This is a genomic window from Haloarcula sp. JP-L23 (assembly GCF_011602445.1).
GTDB classification, from domain to species: Archaea; Halobacteriota; Halobacteria; order Halobacteriales; family Haloarculaceae; genus Haloarcula; species Haloarcula pellucida.
The window spans coordinates 2,405,521-2,420,711 of the sequence record NZ_CP050014.1; the positions used below are offsets into that span (position 1 = coordinate 2,405,521).

Here is a 15,191-nt window from a genome sequence, read left to right on the forward strand (position 1 = left end):
ACTATCTATAGCTGACTGCTCTACCAGTGTGGGCTGTGTAGAAGACTCACTTAATCCTGTAATCACGCGGTGTACCGCCAAAATAATCCATTGAGCCTGTCCACCAGTTCCACTTCCCAGTGATGGAGTGTTGCTCAGGGGCCATCTCAAGTCTACTAATAATATACTCTGAATCAATCTCAGGCCCATCCCAACTTTCGGGATTAGAATCCACTCGTTCTTTCAGCGCGGTGGCCTTCTCTGCGACAATCCGCGCGTTTGATTGACTACACCCGAGTTCCTCACTAAGCTGTTTCTCTAGTTCGTTTTGGTTCATATTGGTCACTTCTCACAGTCGAACTTAGGATTTGGTATAGATCTACCGGATATGATGGGTACGCAGAGTCCACTTAGCAGTTGATTCAGCGAGATACGGGCTGAAACAACCCCCTGTGAATTGTTTGACGGCAACCTTTTCGACGTGTCTATCTCGCCGTAAAGATACCCGTTCGGTGATTACGTAGATCCCGAAGGACACCCTCGTTTCGAGTGGTTCAATTGGAATCTGCGGCAGCGGGGCGGAGTGTATTTTTGCGCCCCGCAGGGGCGTGGCCTTAGCCACACGGCCTAAGGGGTGCGTCCCGCCGGGCGGGCACGCAACCGACGACCAACTGCCGATGAGACCGAAATAAGCCGGGAATCGACTCGACCCGAAACGGGGGTTTCGGGGGTCGGCCGCGCTACTACTTATAAAGAACCAGAGTGCTGGATAGTGATGCCTCTCGGCTGTCGGGCGTTACCGGAGGGTTCTGGCCGGGCGCTTGTACTGCGTGCCGTCGATGGCGACCTCGACGACGGCGTCCAGCAGCGTCGCCGGGTCACGACCGTCGGCCTTCCAGGCGCGGATCATCTCCCCGATGACGTCGCCGACCAGCGGCTGATTCGTCGACTTCAGTTCCGAGAGCACCGTGTCGATCCGAACGACTGGGCGCTGCCCCTCGTGCTTGGGCGCTTCAAACTCGCCACCATACTTCGCGAGCCACCGGTCGAAGGCCGACGACGCCGACTGTCGGACGTCCATATCGACGATCTGGGCCGCACGCTTCCCGGCAGACTCGATCGCAGACTCGACGGAGTCGACGAGCGCACGAACCTCCTGCCTGAGCTTCTCGCTCACGAACTGGACGTGACCGTTGTCACTCTCCAGCACGTCGGGACAGCGCTGGAGCGCCCGATACACGGTTGATAGCGATGTGCCAGTCGCATCGGCCAGCTTTTCGGCGTGCATCCCGCCATCGGTCGCGAGCGTCTCCGTGATCGCTTCGTCGGCGGGCGTCATATCCCGGAGGCAGGTCACCAGTAGGTGTTCCTGGTCGGCTTTGAGTTGTGGCAGCGGGTCAGCGTGCAGCGGGACCGAGTCATCGGCTTCGCTCGCGTCGAAGTGGTCGTCGGCGACGTAGGTCGTCCCGCCGGCGTCAGTGGGAACGTCAGCCCACGAGAGGACGGACAGGAGCCGCTCGTCGAGTTCGCGGACGATATCGTGCCGGTCGGCCCAGTCAACCGAACCGCTGTCGGTCCGGCCACCGACGAACTTCGCACCGACCTTCGGATGGTACAGCGGATCGTCGGGCTCGAAGTGATCGGGGTGCTCGGGGAGATAGCTTTTGAGTTGGCCACCGAGGCAGTGGTGTGAGGCCAACTCCTTAGCGCTGGTCGACCCGTGCCGAACCACGACGTGGTGGCCGCGCTCCTCCTCGTTGTCCCACTTGTGCATCCCCTTCGTTCCGGAGATGTCCGACAGCAGCATCGCCAGTCGGTCCATCACACCGCCGGTGCCGATGAGCTTCTCGTTCATCGACCGCGTGATGCGGACGTACCGCTCCAGTGCAGTGACTCGCCCGGCAAACGGTGCGTCGAAGTACCCGTGATACATGCCCACGTCGGCGTCGTTGGCCAGTTCGAACACTGCTCGAGCGAGATACTGCGGTACCTCGTCGAGTCGCATGTTCGACGGCTGACAGTGGATCGAGAGACCTTCATCCGGTTCAGTGTGGTCGAACGCCGTCGTCGTCGGCTCGCCGTCGGAATCGAGCATGTTCGGATACCGCGGCGAGATGTTGTAGTTGACCTTCCGGCGACCACGGCCCTTGACGTTGATATCGAATTCGTAGAGCCGATCGCCACCGACATCATCAGCCGGTCGTGGCGTGAACCCAGATTTCGAGTAGTTGAACTGAATGGTGACGGGTTCGCCGTCGATCTCCGCGTCCATCTCGTGGTAGCCATCGAACTCGTTGATGAGGAGGTCCGACAGCGCCCAGTACGGATCGAGACCATCGTAGTCGACCAGCTCGCTTTCCCCGTCGTCGGTCGGGGCGTAGTAGAGCCAACACTCGGCTTCGTGGTTGTGCGGCGCGACTTGCGTCATTCGGCCGCACCTCCGTCGGTCGCGTACTCACCGAGCGTCGCGGCCTCCGTACTCGGACTCGTCTCGCTGGTGTCGATGCCGTCAGGCGAGTAGCCCTCGGTGAGCCGCTCGGCGGCTGCCTCGTCGCGTTCCCGAAGGTCGCCAGCGGTGACACCGTCCTCGCCCTCGCAACAGTCACACGGCCGCCGTGGCCCGTGCGGGAGTCGATTAGGGCGCTCGCCGTGGAGGCGAAGCCACTCCTCGCGCTGGTCCAGTCGGCGCATCACCGCTTCGCGGGGCTCGGCAAGGTCGACTGCAGAGTCGTAGCGGTCGTTCGCCAGCCGCCGCTCGACCGCCTTCCAGATACGGACGCGTTCGATCGTGTCGATGCCGTCGATGAGCGAGAAGACGACCTTCGCCGCGGTCGTGACGTCGCGATCTTCGACGAGCCGGACTTGCTGGGGGCCGGTCCCCTCGTGGTCGATCTGGCGTTTCGCCGACCGCGCCATGAGGTCCTGATCCAGCCAACGGGCCGGGTCTTCGCCGAGACGGTCGGCGAGGTCGGGACAGCGCAACCGCTCGCGGGTCTCGCTGCCCTGGTGCGTCGACGGCATTAGACACCGTCACCTCCGGTCTGGTCAATGACCGTGCCGACCGCACACTTGCAATCGCTTTGCAACGAGAGTGTTAATGTCTCACATATCGTAGATTCTGTATGGAGTGTTTCCGGTGTGGTAAGGAAGGAGCTGATCGCCGGGAGAAGCGGTTCTGGCGTGGTGTTACTGTTGTCTTCTATCTCTGTCAGGAGTGTATGAACGAGAGTACTCCCGACTGCGAAATCAGCGATATCATCTGCTCCCCAAATGAATGATCGCCAGCGTTTCGAATCCAGATTGTGGGCAGTACCGCCCTTCACGCTGACTCACCTCCGAGAACGTCGCCGAGGACGTGTGGCCAGCCGAGTTTCGCGAGCGTGCCCTCGCGCCGGTCGGTCTCGCGCCACCGACCACGGAGATGCTCGTCCAGGAGCGACGCCGGGATCACGGCGACCGCGACCAGTACCCGCTCGTCGCTGGGCGTCGTCTCGTAGACGGCCAGTCCGTAGTAGTCCGCACCGTCCAGGAGCGCCGCGTGCTGCCCGTCGTCGCGACCCTTCAGCACCCACCGACCACGCGACCGGCCAGCGCCGTCGCTGGTCCAGCGCTTCGCCGCCTTGATCTCGACGCGGGCACCGACGGGCACGAGCGGCGTCCCACAGAAGACGACCGGCACGTCGGCGTCGACGAGCGACGGACAGAGTAGCTCGGTCACGACGGCGTCGTGATGGGCGTCGTCATCCTCGGCGGCTGCCAGTGCGTCGACCGCGCCGACGACGAGGGTCTCGACGTCGAGACCGATGGCCTTCGGGTCGGCCAGGTCTGTGGCGCTACTCACGAGCCCACCCTCCAGAACCGCGAGAAGTGGTCACGACTGGTCCAGGGCTTGACGATGGCGGTACCGCCACCGTAGGCCCACACCGTCGCGCCGAGGAGGTGCTCGCGGGCGATGCTACGCACCGTCCTCACCTCCGATATCGTCGGCCGACCGGAACAATCGTGACGAGTCCTTCCGCGTCGAACACGTCGGACAGAGGTCGTCGTGTTGGAGCGGCCCCTCGTCGGGCTGGTCCGGGCGGAGGTAGCGCCAGCGCTTCCCGACGGGCGTCTCGTCGCCGCAACCGTCACACTCGAACGTGTCGCGGCCGCCGTCGGTGGCGACCTCCTGATCGGCGAGCCCGCATATCTCTCGGAGCGGCCGGTCGCGGTGGGTGCGTTCCCACGCGTAGGCGCCGTACAGCCCGCCGACGAACCACGACAGCAGGCAGTAGGCGAGGGCGAGTGTAGCTGCCTCGCCACCCGACGGGTACAGCGTCACTGCGACCCCTCCCGGTCAGTGGCCGTGTCTGCTGCGAGGTGGTTACGTAAGCTCGAAATCGTGGGGCTTATTAACACACCACACAGACATTGCAAACGGGGAGGAGACCACTCCCGCAACTGAGCTTTGTGTGTTCGACACCACGACACCGTCAGATCGCTCCTCCCCGTTTGACACACTCGCTGCCCACCGTCACACCGAACAGCAGGCTCAACGTCGACGGCAAACCCGACCGGATCCTCGCCCTGCGGCTTGATACGCAGTCCGTCGGGGGCGAGGTCCGGGTTTTTCGGATCGCAAGTGTCGAACGATTCGATCTCGCCGAAGTGACTCGCGTCGATGAGGCCGTAGTAGGCGTTCAGTGGCTCACTCCCGAAGTGCTGAATCGTAGACCGTGGCGTGCGGAACACGACCTGTCCGCTGAACTCGCGGAGATCGTCGGGAATGAACAGGCCACGCTCGACGAGATGGGTTTCGCGACGACCGCCGTCGGTGACCACCTCTCGGCTACCATCCTGCAATCGCCGGTTACACTTCCCGATGAGGATGTTCCGGGTAACGTCAGCGTTCAGTTCGCTCTGGATGATGGCGCGAAGATACTCCTCGGTCGCCAGCGTCACCAAACCGTGCCAGTATAAGAGGCGGTCCTCGCTGCGAAGCCGCCGAATCACCGCTCGGACCTCGGGTTCTGAGACGGGTGTCGAGAACTTCCCTGCGTGCTTAGCAACCCGCTTTTTCGACGTCCACAAGTCACCTTCCACGTTCTGCCGGCTCTCGGGATTCGGCCCGGTTCGCGTCCGGATTTCGTCGAGGATCCACGCCTCGGTGTCGACCGACTCGTCAGACCCGCCGTCAGTCACCGGCCGGCCGCCGTCGCTACGAGCGAGGGTATCGCGGTTCGCCTGCGCCCGGACGCGGTTGGCCTGCTGGGGCTGAATCTCGCAGAAGTGCCGCCAGATGAGGAGCCAATCGCGGGTACACGGCTCGCACATCTCGTAGCGCGAGCCGTCCGCGAAGCGGGTCACGGTCGTTCGGCCGACGGCACCGCAGGACTCGCACACGTCGTCGTGCGAGACCATCCTACGCGTCACCTCCCGCGCGGTCCCACTCGAACTCGTGATCGACCGTCACGTCGCCGTTGAGGACTCGCGAGGCGAGCGTCCGGTCGGGGTAGTCGTGGTTTCCGAACTCGCTCGTGTCGGCGTCGTCGCCAGTGTCGATACTCCGGTGGAGTTTCGACCGCGTTCGGCCGGTCGTCAGAAACGTCTCGACGTCTTTCTCGGCGACCGTGTCCCAGCCGTCAGGGAAACACTGGTCGCAGAGATCGTGCCCGTCGACGCCTCGAGAGTCGGCCGATCGGCGGACCCAGTTGCCGTCGGTGAGACACGGTGTCTCCAGCGTGACGGTCATGGCCGGCACCTCCGACCGTTGTCAGTGGCTGGACACTCCTGCGGGTCAGCGTCGATAACCTGTCCGCAGAACTCGCAGTGAGCGGGATCGACACCCGACTCGTGGGTCGGGTAGATACTCACAGCGACCCCTCCTGAGCGGCCGCTTCTGGTTGATAAATCCCACCGTTAAATTGATAGACGGAATGGGGTCGGAGGGATTTGAACCCCCGATCGGCTGATATCTCCGTCCTGTGCCTCGGAACTCCAGAGGGTCATCGTCGCGAACCGATGATCAGTCGGTCGCTCAGTATATCAGCCCTTGGAGTTTCGTCCCAGGCACGTGGCCTCTGGAGTCAGCCGCCTTCCCGGACTAGGCCACGACCCCGCACTCCGTCGTTTACCGAGTTACCGTAAAGGGATTTCGATTGCCCGCCGGTGTTCAGTCCCGGTCGGTGTCGGACCAATCACACTCTTGGCACTTGTACCCGGTGACGAACTCCAGCGCCGAGGGCATATAGCCCACGGAGACCACGTTCTCGCCACAGTCCGGGCAGTCGCGGTCGGCGTCTTCTATCGGTTCTGCGTCCATCACGCTCTCGCCTTCGATGAGTTCGGCGAGGCTCTCGGGGGTCTGCATCCGTCCCTGAACCACGCGATTGTCGGCCATATCGGAACGGAGAGCGTGAGACGCCTAAGCGTTCCCCCTCAGAGCCACGGCGCGCGTTCTTGGTCCGGATCGTACTCGACGGCGGCGCCGTCGTCGGTTCGCTCGTCCGCCGCGACGCCCTGAGAGGCCCCGCCGTCGGCGAACGCGGCCGTGAGGTCGATGCTGTCGGGGCGGTACTCGCTGTGTCGCTCGCGGGCGTTGTCGGGGTCGAAGGATAGTAACGCCGTGACGGCGAGGACGGCGAGTGCGACCGGTGCCGTCGTCGGCATCAGTCCCAACACGGAGAGTGCGAGGACGCCCAGTGCGACGGCGCTCCCGAAGCGGAAACGGTCGATGTCGACGGCGTTGCGGAGCCACGGACTCGCCAGTGCGACGACGAGGGCGAACCCGACGCCGATGCCGGCCGTCGCCGCGGCGCGGGCCATCGTCGCCACGTCGGCCTCGACGACCAGCGACGCGCCCGCGGGGTCGAGGCTCGCAAGCAGACCCAGTCCCACGATGATGGCGGGCCGGGGCAGCACTTCGCCGATGCGGGCGCTCGCCGTCTGGGCCGCGATGGCCATGATGACGATGCCGGCAAAGCGCTCGAAGATGGCCAGACGAACGATTCCGGCGATAGTCGGTGCGATGGCCGCTTCGAGGACGGCGACGGGGAGCAACAGCGCACCGATTAGCAGGACCGTCTTGGCCTGTTCGCGGGGGCCGCCCTCCATCTCTGCGAGGACGACGGCGACCATCGCGGACCCGCCGAAGACGAGCAGGCCGACTTCGAGCATCCCGGTCCACGTCGTAAGCGCGCCCGCGAGGACGAGGACGGGGAAGATGCCGTCGACGAGCGGGAGTCCCATGACCGTCGCCAGCAGGCGACCGCCACGACCGACGCGTCGCTCTATGTCGAGTGCGACCGGATGTCTGGAGCTACTCATCGCGTGTTACGGACGGGGATGCCCCTGTTCCCGATGGGTGTCTACGGCGCCGACCCGACCGACGGTCGATTGCCACCCCTTCGACTTCCCGAAATCCACCCAAAATGTGTTCGACGCCGTCGAGCACGTCGATTGCAGGCCGCTGGCCTCGGGGGTGGATTCGGTGAGACGCATATCTATAACTATCTTTCACCAGAGTATAAGCGTTGTGTGAGATTCGACCCCACACCTCGTGAAACGTGCGAATCAGCCCCACACAACTGGACAGTCGTCCCGCGACGACGCCGAAGACCGAACGCTCCCGTGTGCCACCCCGACCCAGTCTCGGCCAGTCTCGCAACGTTTTTGCCCGGCCGTCGTGGACGGCTTACATGGCGAACGATTCCGATCCTTTCTCCGAGAAACTCCGCGTTCCGGAGGCGTTGACCTTCGACGACGTACTGCTGCGACCGAAAGAGTCCCGCGTCGAACCCGACGAGGCCGATACGACGACACGCGTCTCGAAGAGCGTCCAGTTGAACGTCCCCGTGCTGACCGCCGCGATGGACACCGTCACGGAGAGCGACATGGCAATCGCCATGGCTCGGCAGGGTGGTCTCGGCGTCCTCCACCGCAACATGGACGCCGACCAGATGGCCGCCGAAATCGAACGTGTCAAGCGCGCCGACGAACTCATCATCCGCGACGTCGTCACCGCGAGCCCCGAACAGACGGTCAGTGAAGTCGACGAGATGATGGACCGGAACGGCGTCTCCGGCGCCCCCGTCGTCGACGGCGAGAGCGGCGAAGTGCTCGGTATCATCTCCGGGACGGACATCCGTCCGTACCTCGAAGTCGGCGAGTCCGACGCCGTCACCGAGGCCATGACCGACGAAGTCGTCACGGCCCCCGAGGACGTCACCCCCCGGGAAGCGCTCGAACTGATGTACGACCACAAGATAGAGCGCGTCCCCATCGTGGACGACGAGAACCGCCTCGTCGGCCTCGTGACGATGAAGGGCGTCCTCCAGCGCCGCGAGTACGACGAGGCCGCCCGCGACGACGAGGGAAAACTCCGCGTCGGCGCCGCCGTCGGCCCGTTCGAAGTCGACCGCGCACAGACCGCAGACGACGCTGGCGCGGACATCCTCTTCATCGACTGCGCTCACGCGCACAACGCGAACGTCATCGACAGCGCCCGCGAAATCAAGGCCGAGGTCGGCGCCGACGTCGTCGTCGGCAACATCGGCACCCGAGAGGCCGCCGAGGCCGTCGTCGACTTCGCCGACGGCGTGAAGGTCGGTATCGGCCCCGGCTCTATCTGTACGACGCGCGTGGTCACTGGCTCTGGAATGCCCCAGATTACGGCCGTCGCACAGGTCGCAGACGTCGCCAGCCAGCACGACGTCCCGGTCATCGCCGACGGCGGGATTCGCTACTCCGGTGACGCTATCAAGGCTATCGCGGCCGGTGCGGACGCCGTGATGCTCGGGTCGTACTTCGCCGGCACCGACGAGGCACCGGGCCGGGTCATCACGATGAACGGCAAGAAGTACAAGCAGTACCGGGGCATGGGCAGCGTCGGCGCGATGAACGAGGGCGGCGGCGAGCGCTACCTCAAAGAAGAGGACGAAAACGAGGAGTACGTCCCCGAGGGCGTCGAGGCAGCGACGCCGTACAAGGGGTCGCTCGCCTCCGAACTCCACCAACTCGTCGGCGGGATGCAGTCCGGGATGGGCTACGTCGGTGCCGAGACGATTCCGGAGTTCAAAGAGCGCTCGGAGTTCGTCCGCGTCTCTGCGGCCGGCCAGCAGGAGAGCCACCCCCACGACGTGATGATTACGGACGAAGCGCCGAACTACAGTCCCGACAACTGACTCGGCGTCTCGGCGCTCAGCCACCGAGCGAGACCGGGTCCGTTTGTTCGCCGGCGGGGTCCGTTACGAGTACGAGTACGGTGTGACTCAGTCGTAGTAGTCGTCGTCGAGCGGTAGGTCCACGTCGACGCCGCGTACTGACTCCACCGACGCGGACAGTGCCAGCGTGTCGCTACACTCTGGACACACTGTCGCGACGTCGACGTACAGTGTGCCATCTCGTTCGTAGATGTCGAGTACGTCCGCGTCGGCGGGATAGAGGTACTCGGCCGACACCTCGTGTTCGTGGTCGCTGGCATACTCCTCGGACATACACGGTGCCATACACCAGCCACGACATAGATGTTTGCGGCGAGACCCAGTGAGTAACGTCGAACGCAACATACTCCCCAGTCGGTTCGTTACTGGGGGCCATGCTCCCCTATGAGTGTTACGTCGGTGGGGACGCGGCGTTGGGTGACCAGGCACGCGCAGTCCGCCGTGCCGTCTTCATCGAGGAACAGGGCGTCGACGAGACAGAGGAGATGGACGACAAGGACGACGAAGCGACCCACGTCGTCGTCACCGACGGCGACGACCCAGTCGCGACCGCCCGCTTCCGGTTCGTCGACGAGACGACCGCTCGGATCGAACGGGTCGCCGTTCTCGAATCCTACCGTGGTGAGGGACTGGGGGTCCGCGTGATGGACGCCGCCGAGACCACGGCCCGGGAACAGGGCGCGACGTCGGCGTTCCTGCACGGGCAGTCGCGCGTCGAGGAGTTCTACGAGAAACTCGGCTACGAGGCCGAGGGAGAGACGTTCGAAGAGGCAGGGATTCCTCACGTCGAGATGGTCAAGCCGCTGGAGTGAGCACGGTCGGTGCTACTCTACTTGCGGCCGACAACGAGGTAGACGACGAGGACCAGCAGTCCCGGAACGAGTCCGAGGAAAAATCCCAGTGCCGTCAGAACCGCCCAGAGGACGGCGTTGTCGTTCCCGCGCCCCTTCGCGTCGGAGTAGACCCAGTAACTCGCACCGACGAGGATGACGAGTCCGATGACGAACACGAACAGGACGACGAGCAGCTCTACCGCACCGGGGAGTTGCAACAGTGGGAGGGACATACGGGATTCGACTCGGGACACCGACAAATGTTTTCGGGTGCCGGGAAGCCGGACGGTTCGGTCGGCAGGGACGAGACACCTGCCGGTCACGCGTTTGGTTCGGTACAGGAAAGCGGGCCGGAAGGGATTTGAACCCTCGACCGACGGCTTAAGAGGCCGTCGCTCTGCCAGACTGAGCTACCGGCCCTGTCTGCACTCATTGGTTGCGGAGGCCCTTGTAAATACGTTTCCTTTCGAATCGGCGGACGTCACCGGCCTGCAAGCAGGGCGCGGCCGACAGATCCGAGACGCGGACCAGCGAACCAGCGCTCTCACCGAGACGGTGTGATATAAGTACGTGCCGTCCACACTCACACGCAATGAGTGCAGCCAGCGGCATCACGATGGCCTCAATGTCTACATACGCCATTTTGGGGTGTGGAAGCGTGGGCCACGCCGTGGCGGAGGAACTCGTCGACGAGGGAAAAGACGTCCTCATCCTCGATGCCGACGAGGGACGCGTCGAAGCTCTGCGAGACCAGGACCTCAACGCCCAGCAGGCGGACATCGCCGAGCAACGCGTCGTCGAGACGGTCCGAGAGCGCGACGTCGTTCTCATCATGTCCCCGGACGTAAACGCCAACGCCGAGGCGGTCAAGAACATCCGAGCGGCGGACGGCGACCAGTTCATCGTCGCCCGGGCGGACGACCCCGTCTCGGCGGACGAACTCACCGAACTCGGGGCCGACGTGGTCATCAACCCGTCGGCGGTCATCGCCGACTCGGCGCTTCGGGCACTTGAGACGGGCGAGTTGGAGTACAAAGCCTCGCAGTTGAGCGACGTCATCGACGCCACCGAGGACCGGATGGCGATTCTCATCCACCGCTCGCCGGACCCGGACTCCATCGCCTCCGCGGCCGCACTGCGTGCTATCGCCGCGAGCCGTGACGTCGAGGCCGACATCATCTACGAAGGCGAGATCGGCCATCAGGAGAACCGCGCGTTCGTGAACCTGCTGGGCATCGAACTCGATTCCAGACGGTCTGTCTCGCTGGACGACTACGACACGTTCGCACTGGTCGACGTCGCGAAAGGCGGCGAACCCGACATCAGTTCGGTCGACATCGTTATCGACCACTACGAACACGACCACGAGTACGACGCCGCGTTCTCCGACATCCGGCCGAACGTCTCGGCCACCTCGACCATCCTCACGAAGTACATCCAGGAACTGGACCTCACGCTCGACCAGACCGTCGCGACGGCGTTGCTCTACGGCATCCGCGCCGAGACACTGGACTTCAAACGGGACACCACGCCGGCCGACCTGACGGCTGCCGCGTACCTCTACCCGTTCGCAGACCACGACACGCTCGAACAGGTCGAGTCGCCGTCGATGAGTCCGGAGACGCTCGACGTGCTGGCCGAGGCCATCCGGAACCGCGAAGTACAGGGGAGCCACCTCGTCTCTAACGCGGGGTTCATCCGCGACCGGGACGCCCTCTCACAGGCCGCACAGCACCTCCTCAACCTCGAAGGGATCACGACGACGGCGGTGTTCGCCATCGCCGACGACACCATCTACCTCGCCGCTCGGTCGAAGGACATCCGGATGAACATCGGGAAAGTGCTCTCGGACGCCTTCGGCGACATGGGCGAGACGGCCGGGCACTCGACGGACGCGAGCGTCGAGATTCCGCTCGGTATCTTCACCGGACTGGACACGAGCGACGACAACCGCGATACCCTGCTGGAACTGACCGAAGAAGCCGTCAAGCGAAAACTGTTCGAAGCGATGGGCGTCGATAGTTCGAGCGGCGAAAGCTCGAACGGGAACTAGGCGGGAACCTCTTCTTCGTCTTCGTCCCCCTCGGCGTCCGGTTGTCGCAGACGCTCTACGATGTCGTTGACGATGACGACGTCGCCGACGGCCTGTACCCAGCGGTACGGGACGATGGCGCCGCGAGACGAGCGTGCGTCGGCACCGAACAGTTCGTTGTTGAGTTGGTGGAGGGCGAGACCCGTGACCGCCTCGTGGTCGAGGTCCAGACGGATGTCCTCGACCTCGCCGACGAACACACCGTTCTTCGAGTACACCTCTCTGCCGACGAGCGTCGTAATCTCCTGTGGAGCGCTCTTGTGGTCCATACTCACCTGCTGGGCCGGACGGGTCTTAAACTTTCATTGCGCGTCAGACGCTCGTCTGCGACCGAGGTGGCGCAGGCTGTGACTTCCCCGACGCGTCGAACGCCGCCGTGTCCGCTCTCAGAGGAGAGCGGTTCTGGGACGGTCCTACAGCGGCCGGACAGACGAAGCGGAGACACTCGGGAAGCTTTTCAGGAGACGAACCTAACGGAGCCACGATGCCGGAGGTATCCGCCAGTATCGACGTCCCAGCACCGCCGAGCGTCGTCTGGAGAGTGTTGACCGACGTCGACGCCTACCCGCAGTGGAACACGCTGCTGGCGGTCGACGGCGAGTTCGCCGTCGGGAAGGCCGTCTCGGCGCGACTCTCAGTGCCCGGACTGCCGACAGTATCGTTCAGCCCGGAGATTACGGTCATCGAGCCAGCACGTGAGCTACGCTGGCGGTCACGTCTCTTCGGGTACGACGCCGAACACAGTTTCCTGCTCGTACCGCAGAACGACGGGACTACCCGGTTCGTCCAACACGAGACTATCGACGGACCGTTCGCCGGTCGCATCGTCGACCGCCTCGGTCGCCGGATGCGTCGCGGATTCGAGCAGATGAATGTCGGGTTGCGCCGACGTGCCACGGAACTCACGGAGCGGTGAGTGCGGTCGTGTACGCCACCAACACACCGACAGAGCCGTTAAGCATCGTGATTGCGTAACACGCGGCATGGCGGACGCGAGCGAGACAGAGTCCACCGACACGCCGATACACGTCGAGAGCGAGGCGCACCTCGACGAACTGGTGGCGAACACGTCGGTCCTCCTCGTCGACTTCTACGCGGACTGGTGTGGTCCCTGCAGGCTACTCGAACCGGCGATAGAGACCGTCGCCGCGGACACGTCGGCAGGCGTCGCAAAAATCGACGTCGACGAAGCACCGGCGCTCGCTCGCGAGTTCGACGTCCGCGGCGTGCCGACCCTGCTGTTGCTTGCCAACGGTGATCCGGTCGAGCGACGGGTCGGCCTCGAAGACGAGACGACGCTCAGAACCCTCATCGACGAACACGGCCGGTAGTGTCAGAAGACCCACACCGCGGTTTCAGTTCCGGACTCGTGAGGGTTACTCCCGGAAACGGTCACATGAGACGAGGTTGTCGTGCCGGATACGGCGGACATCGAGTAACCGACTGACCTCGCGGTCGCTCCCGTCGTGGTAGACCTGTTGTGCTGGGGCATCGTCGCCCCGATACGCCCAGTGTACGCGGGGCATTTCGGTGCGTCCGAGTTCGTCGCCGGGCTACTCTTGGACACCGGCGTCGCGTACCGGCCCCGTCGTCCGAGGGGTCTCGCATCGGTTCCTGCCGCGCTACTGGTCGGACAGAGCAGCGCCTCTGTCCAGTCCGGGACAGAAGCGCCCGTGACGGGCGACGAGTTCACCGACGGTCGACTTCGACGTCGAACGAACGGCGAATCCGTTCGTACGTCTGGTCGTCGATAGCGTCCCTGACGAGCGTATAGACGCCGTAAATCTCGTGGTTGCGCGCGAGTGTAGCCACGTGGTCGAAGAACCGAAGCACGCGTTCCTCCCTCGCGTACAGCAGGAATACGTTCAGGTTGTCGAACACTAGCCACCCGCGGCCAGCCCCGAGGGAGTTCACCACGCGCGAGAGTCGCATACTGAGTCCCGTCAAGTCGTCCGGGACTACCGGGTCACTGGTCCACATCGGCCCGTCGTAGTCCACTTCCGACCCCGTTATCGGAATCTGTCCGACACGACTCAGGTCCGCACCGGCGTCGTCGAGGACGCTGGCGACGTCGTCCGGTGCCGTCGAAGACACCACGAGGAGGTTCGCGTAGGCACTCGGCGGCAGTTCCCTGAATGGGGACTGCATCGTATCGAGCGACAGGAGCGCCTGTGCCCCCGGGTCGAGTCGTAACTCGCGGACACCGGTGGTGTCCCTGTTGCTGCTCACTGATGTCTCCCGCTTTCATCTGGTACTGGCACGTCCCCCAGCACCACGCTCGAACACATTCAACCCCACCTTGCAACTTAAATCTCCATGGTCGTATAAATACGTTCTGCACGGCTCACCGCAACACTCATCTCGGTCGTGTCGTGAGTGAACGTATGCCATCGCTGGTCGTCCACTACGCGTTTGTAGGGCTACTCGCGGCGACCGTGCTCGGTGCGGCCTTCGACAGACGCTCGCTGTTGCTCTCGCTCGTCGTCGTCACGATTCCCGACGTCGACGCGTTCGTCGCGCTGTTCTCGCAGTTCGGCCACCGGACCGCGACGACGAACCTCGTCATCCCGGCGATACTGGCGGGCGTGCTAGCTATCGACTGCTACGTCCGCGAGGAGTCGTACGTCCGCAGTCGCTGGGGCGCCTACGGCGTTCGGGTCGCGTGGTTCTGCGTCGTCGTCTACGCGGTCGGACACGTGCTGTTCGACGCCGTCACCGGCGGTGCCAACCTCCTGTGGCCCATCCACGACGAGTTCTACGTCTTCAGGGGGAAACTCGAACTGTCGAGTCAGCGGGGCATCGTCCAGACGTTCGTCGACTGGAACACCGGTGGAGGCGCCAACGACGGGGGCGGCGGCCCGTCACTCCAGTCTATCGGTAACACGAGCACCGTCCAGATGGACACCGGCGTCGACCCGACGCCGGGCCAGCGCGAACCGGAGAACGTCGACCGGATCTTCCCGGTCGCTCGCGGTGGCTGGCAACTGTACCTCCTCGTCACGGGGACGCTCGCGACCGCGGCCCGCTTCGTCTTCGGGTACGACCTCCCCGAGGAGTGACGCCCGTTTCGACTCTTTCATGTAGGCG

The 15,191-nt window shown here is 64.0% G+C and carries 22 protein-coding genes and 2 tRNA genes; 6 read left to right on the forward strand and 18 right to left on the reverse strand.

Going from position 1 to position 15,191, the window contains the following annotated elements:
• Window positions 1-46: 46 nt before the first annotated feature.
• The 12 genes from G9465_RS12415 to G9465_RS12465 form a co-directional block, all read right to left on the reverse strand.
• Complete coding sequence (locus G9465_RS12415) at window positions 47-316, reverse strand: hypothetical protein (protein ID WP_166970423.1); 270 nt, start codon at window positions 314-316, stop codon at window positions 47-49.
• Window positions 317-775: 459 nt separating this feature from the next.
• Window positions 776-2,407, reverse strand: coding sequence for a DNA-binding protein (locus G9465_RS12420; RefSeq protein WP_166970425.1), 1,632 nt, complete (start codon window positions 2,405-2,407; stop codon window positions 776-778).
• Window positions 2,404-3,000, reverse strand: coding sequence for a hypothetical protein (locus tag G9465_RS12425; RefSeq protein WP_166970427.1), 597 nt, complete (start codon window positions 2,998-3,000; stop codon window positions 2,404-2,406). Before G9465_RS12425 ends, G9465_RS12420 begins: the two co-directional genes overlap by 4 nt.
• A gap of 298 nt (window positions 3,001-3,298) precedes the next feature.
• Window positions 3,299-3,820 (reverse strand): hypothetical protein, encoded by a 522-nt coding sequence (locus tag G9465_RS12430; RefSeq protein WP_166970429.1) that lies wholly within the window; start codon window positions 3,818-3,820, stop codon window positions 3,299-3,301.
• The gene (locus G9465_RS26100) at window positions 3,817-3,942 is read right to left on the reverse strand and encodes a hypothetical protein (RefSeq protein ID WP_255491944.1); all 126 of its coding nucleotides are present in this window, start codon (window positions 3,940-3,942) and stop codon (window positions 3,817-3,819) included. Before G9465_RS26100 ends, G9465_RS12430 begins: the two co-directional genes overlap by 4 nt.
• Complete coding sequence (locus tag G9465_RS12435) at window positions 3,935-4,300, reverse strand: hypothetical protein (RefSeq protein ID WP_166970431.1); 366 nt, start codon at window positions 4,298-4,300, stop codon at window positions 3,935-3,937. Before G9465_RS12435 ends, G9465_RS26100 begins: the two co-directional genes overlap by 8 nt.
• Window positions 4,297-5,379 (reverse strand): hypothetical protein, encoded by a 1,083-nt coding sequence (locus tag G9465_RS12440; RefSeq protein ID WP_166970433.1) that lies wholly within the window; start codon window positions 5,377-5,379, stop codon window positions 4,297-4,299. The genes G9465_RS12435 and G9465_RS12440 overlap by 4 nt, the downstream gene beginning before the upstream one ends.
• Before the next feature lies 1 nt (window position 5,380).
• On the reverse strand, window positions 5,381-5,710 hold the full coding sequence (locus G9465_RS12445; RefSeq protein WP_166970435.1) for a hypothetical protein: 330 nt from the start codon (window positions 5,708-5,710) through the stop codon (window positions 5,381-5,383).
• Between the two features lie 185 nt (window positions 5,711-5,895).
• Window positions 5,896-6,076 (reverse strand) — tRNA-Trp (locus tag G9465_RS12450).
• Window positions 6,077-6,130: 54 nt separating this feature from the next.
• Window positions 6,131-6,358: a DUF5795 family protein gene (locus G9465_RS12455; protein ID WP_166970437.1), complete on the reverse strand. Its 228-nt coding sequence runs from the start codon at window positions 6,356-6,358 to the stop codon at window positions 6,131-6,133.
• A gap of 38 nt (window positions 6,359-6,396) precedes the next feature.
• Entirely contained in the window at window positions 6,397-7,284 is an 888-nt protein-coding gene (locus G9465_RS12460; protein ID WP_166970439.1) for a DUF5794 domain-containing protein, read from the reverse strand.
• A gap of 6 nt (window positions 7,285-7,290) precedes the next feature.
• Window positions 7,291-7,458, reverse strand: coding sequence for a hypothetical protein (locus tag G9465_RS12465; RefSeq protein WP_166970441.1), 168 nt, complete (start codon window positions 7,456-7,458; stop codon window positions 7,291-7,293).
• A gap of 197 nt (window positions 7,459-7,655) precedes the next feature.
• On the opposite strand from G9465_RS12465, the gene guaB reads away from it, so the two are divergent.
• Window positions 7,656-9,140, forward strand: a complete 1,485-nt coding sequence (gene guaB / locus G9465_RS12470) for an IMP dehydrogenase (protein WP_166970443.1) — start codon at window positions 7,656-7,658, stop codon at window positions 9,138-9,140.
• Between the two features lie 87 nt (window positions 9,141-9,227).
• On the opposite strand, the gene G9465_RS12475 is transcribed toward guaB, so the two are convergent.
• Window positions 9,228-9,452, reverse strand: coding sequence for a hypothetical protein (locus G9465_RS12475; RefSeq protein WP_166970445.1), 225 nt, complete (start codon window positions 9,450-9,452; stop codon window positions 9,228-9,230).
• Window positions 9,453-9,553: 101 nt separating this feature from the next.
• Here G9465_RS12475 and G9465_RS12480 point away from each other — a divergent pair, with 101 nt between their 5' ends.
• Window positions 9,554-9,991 (forward strand): GNAT family N-acetyltransferase, encoded by a 438-nt coding sequence (locus G9465_RS12480; protein ID WP_166970447.1) that lies wholly within the window; start codon window positions 9,554-9,556, stop codon window positions 9,989-9,991.
• A 17-nt stretch (window positions 9,992-10,008) separates the two neighbouring features.
• Here the strand turns inward: G9465_RS12480 and G9465_RS12485 are convergent, their stop codons facing one another.
• Entirely contained in the window at window positions 10,009-10,245 is a 237-nt protein-coding gene (locus tag G9465_RS12485; RefSeq protein ID WP_166970449.1) for a hypothetical protein, read from the reverse strand.
• 113 nt (window positions 10,246-10,358) lie between these two features.
• Window positions 10,359-10,432 (reverse strand) — tRNA-Lys (locus G9465_RS12490).
• Window positions 10,433-10,604: 172 nt separating this feature from the next.
• On the opposite strand from G9465_RS12490, the gene G9465_RS12495 reads away from it, so the two are divergent.
• The gene (locus G9465_RS12495) at window positions 10,605-12,065 is read left to right on the forward strand and encodes a DHH family phosphoesterase (RefSeq protein ID WP_166970451.1); all 1,461 of its coding nucleotides are present in this window, start codon (window positions 10,605-10,607) and stop codon (window positions 12,063-12,065) included.
• Here the strand turns inward: G9465_RS12495 and G9465_RS12500 are convergent.
• On the reverse strand, window positions 12,062-12,373 hold the full coding sequence (locus G9465_RS12500; RefSeq protein WP_166970453.1) for a PRC-barrel domain-containing protein: 312 nt from the start codon (window positions 12,371-12,373) through the stop codon (window positions 12,062-12,064). The genes G9465_RS12495 and G9465_RS12500 overlap by 4 nt on opposite strands.
• Before the next feature lie 215 nt (window positions 12,374-12,588).
• On the opposite strand from G9465_RS12500, the gene G9465_RS12505 reads away from it, so the two are divergent.
• Both G9465_RS12505 and G9465_RS12510 read left to right on the forward strand, forming a co-directional pair.
• On the forward strand, window positions 12,589-13,020 hold the full coding sequence (locus tag G9465_RS12505; protein ID WP_166970455.1) for an SRPBCC domain-containing protein: 432 nt from the start codon (window positions 12,589-12,591) through the stop codon (window positions 13,018-13,020).
• A 67-nt stretch (window positions 13,021-13,087) separates the two neighbouring features.
• A complete protein-coding gene (locus tag G9465_RS12510) occupies window positions 13,088-13,435 on the forward strand; it encodes a co-chaperone YbbN (RefSeq protein ID WP_166970457.1) in 348 nt (115 codons plus the stop codon).
• 45 nt (window positions 13,436-13,480) lie between these two features.
• Here G9465_RS12510 and G9465_RS12515 read toward each other — a convergent pair whose 3' ends face one another.
• Window positions 13,481-13,630 carry a hypothetical protein gene (locus tag G9465_RS12515; protein WP_166970459.1) on the reverse strand — a complete coding sequence of 50 codons (150 nt, stop codon included), beginning with the start codon at window positions 13,628-13,630 and terminating at the stop codon, window positions 13,481-13,483.
• 163 nt (window positions 13,631-13,793) lie between these two features.
• Window positions 13,794-14,333 (reverse strand): hypothetical protein, encoded by a 540-nt coding sequence (locus G9465_RS12520; RefSeq protein WP_166970461.1) that lies wholly within the window; start codon window positions 14,331-14,333, stop codon window positions 13,794-13,796.
• 155 nt (window positions 14,334-14,488) lie between these two features.
• Here G9465_RS12520 and G9465_RS12525 point away from each other — a divergent pair, with 155 nt between their 5' ends.
• Entirely contained in the window at window positions 14,489-15,163 is a 675-nt protein-coding gene (locus tag G9465_RS12525) for a hypothetical protein (RefSeq protein WP_166970463.1), read from the forward strand.
• The last annotated feature ends 28 nt before the right edge of the window (window positions 15,164-15,191 follow it).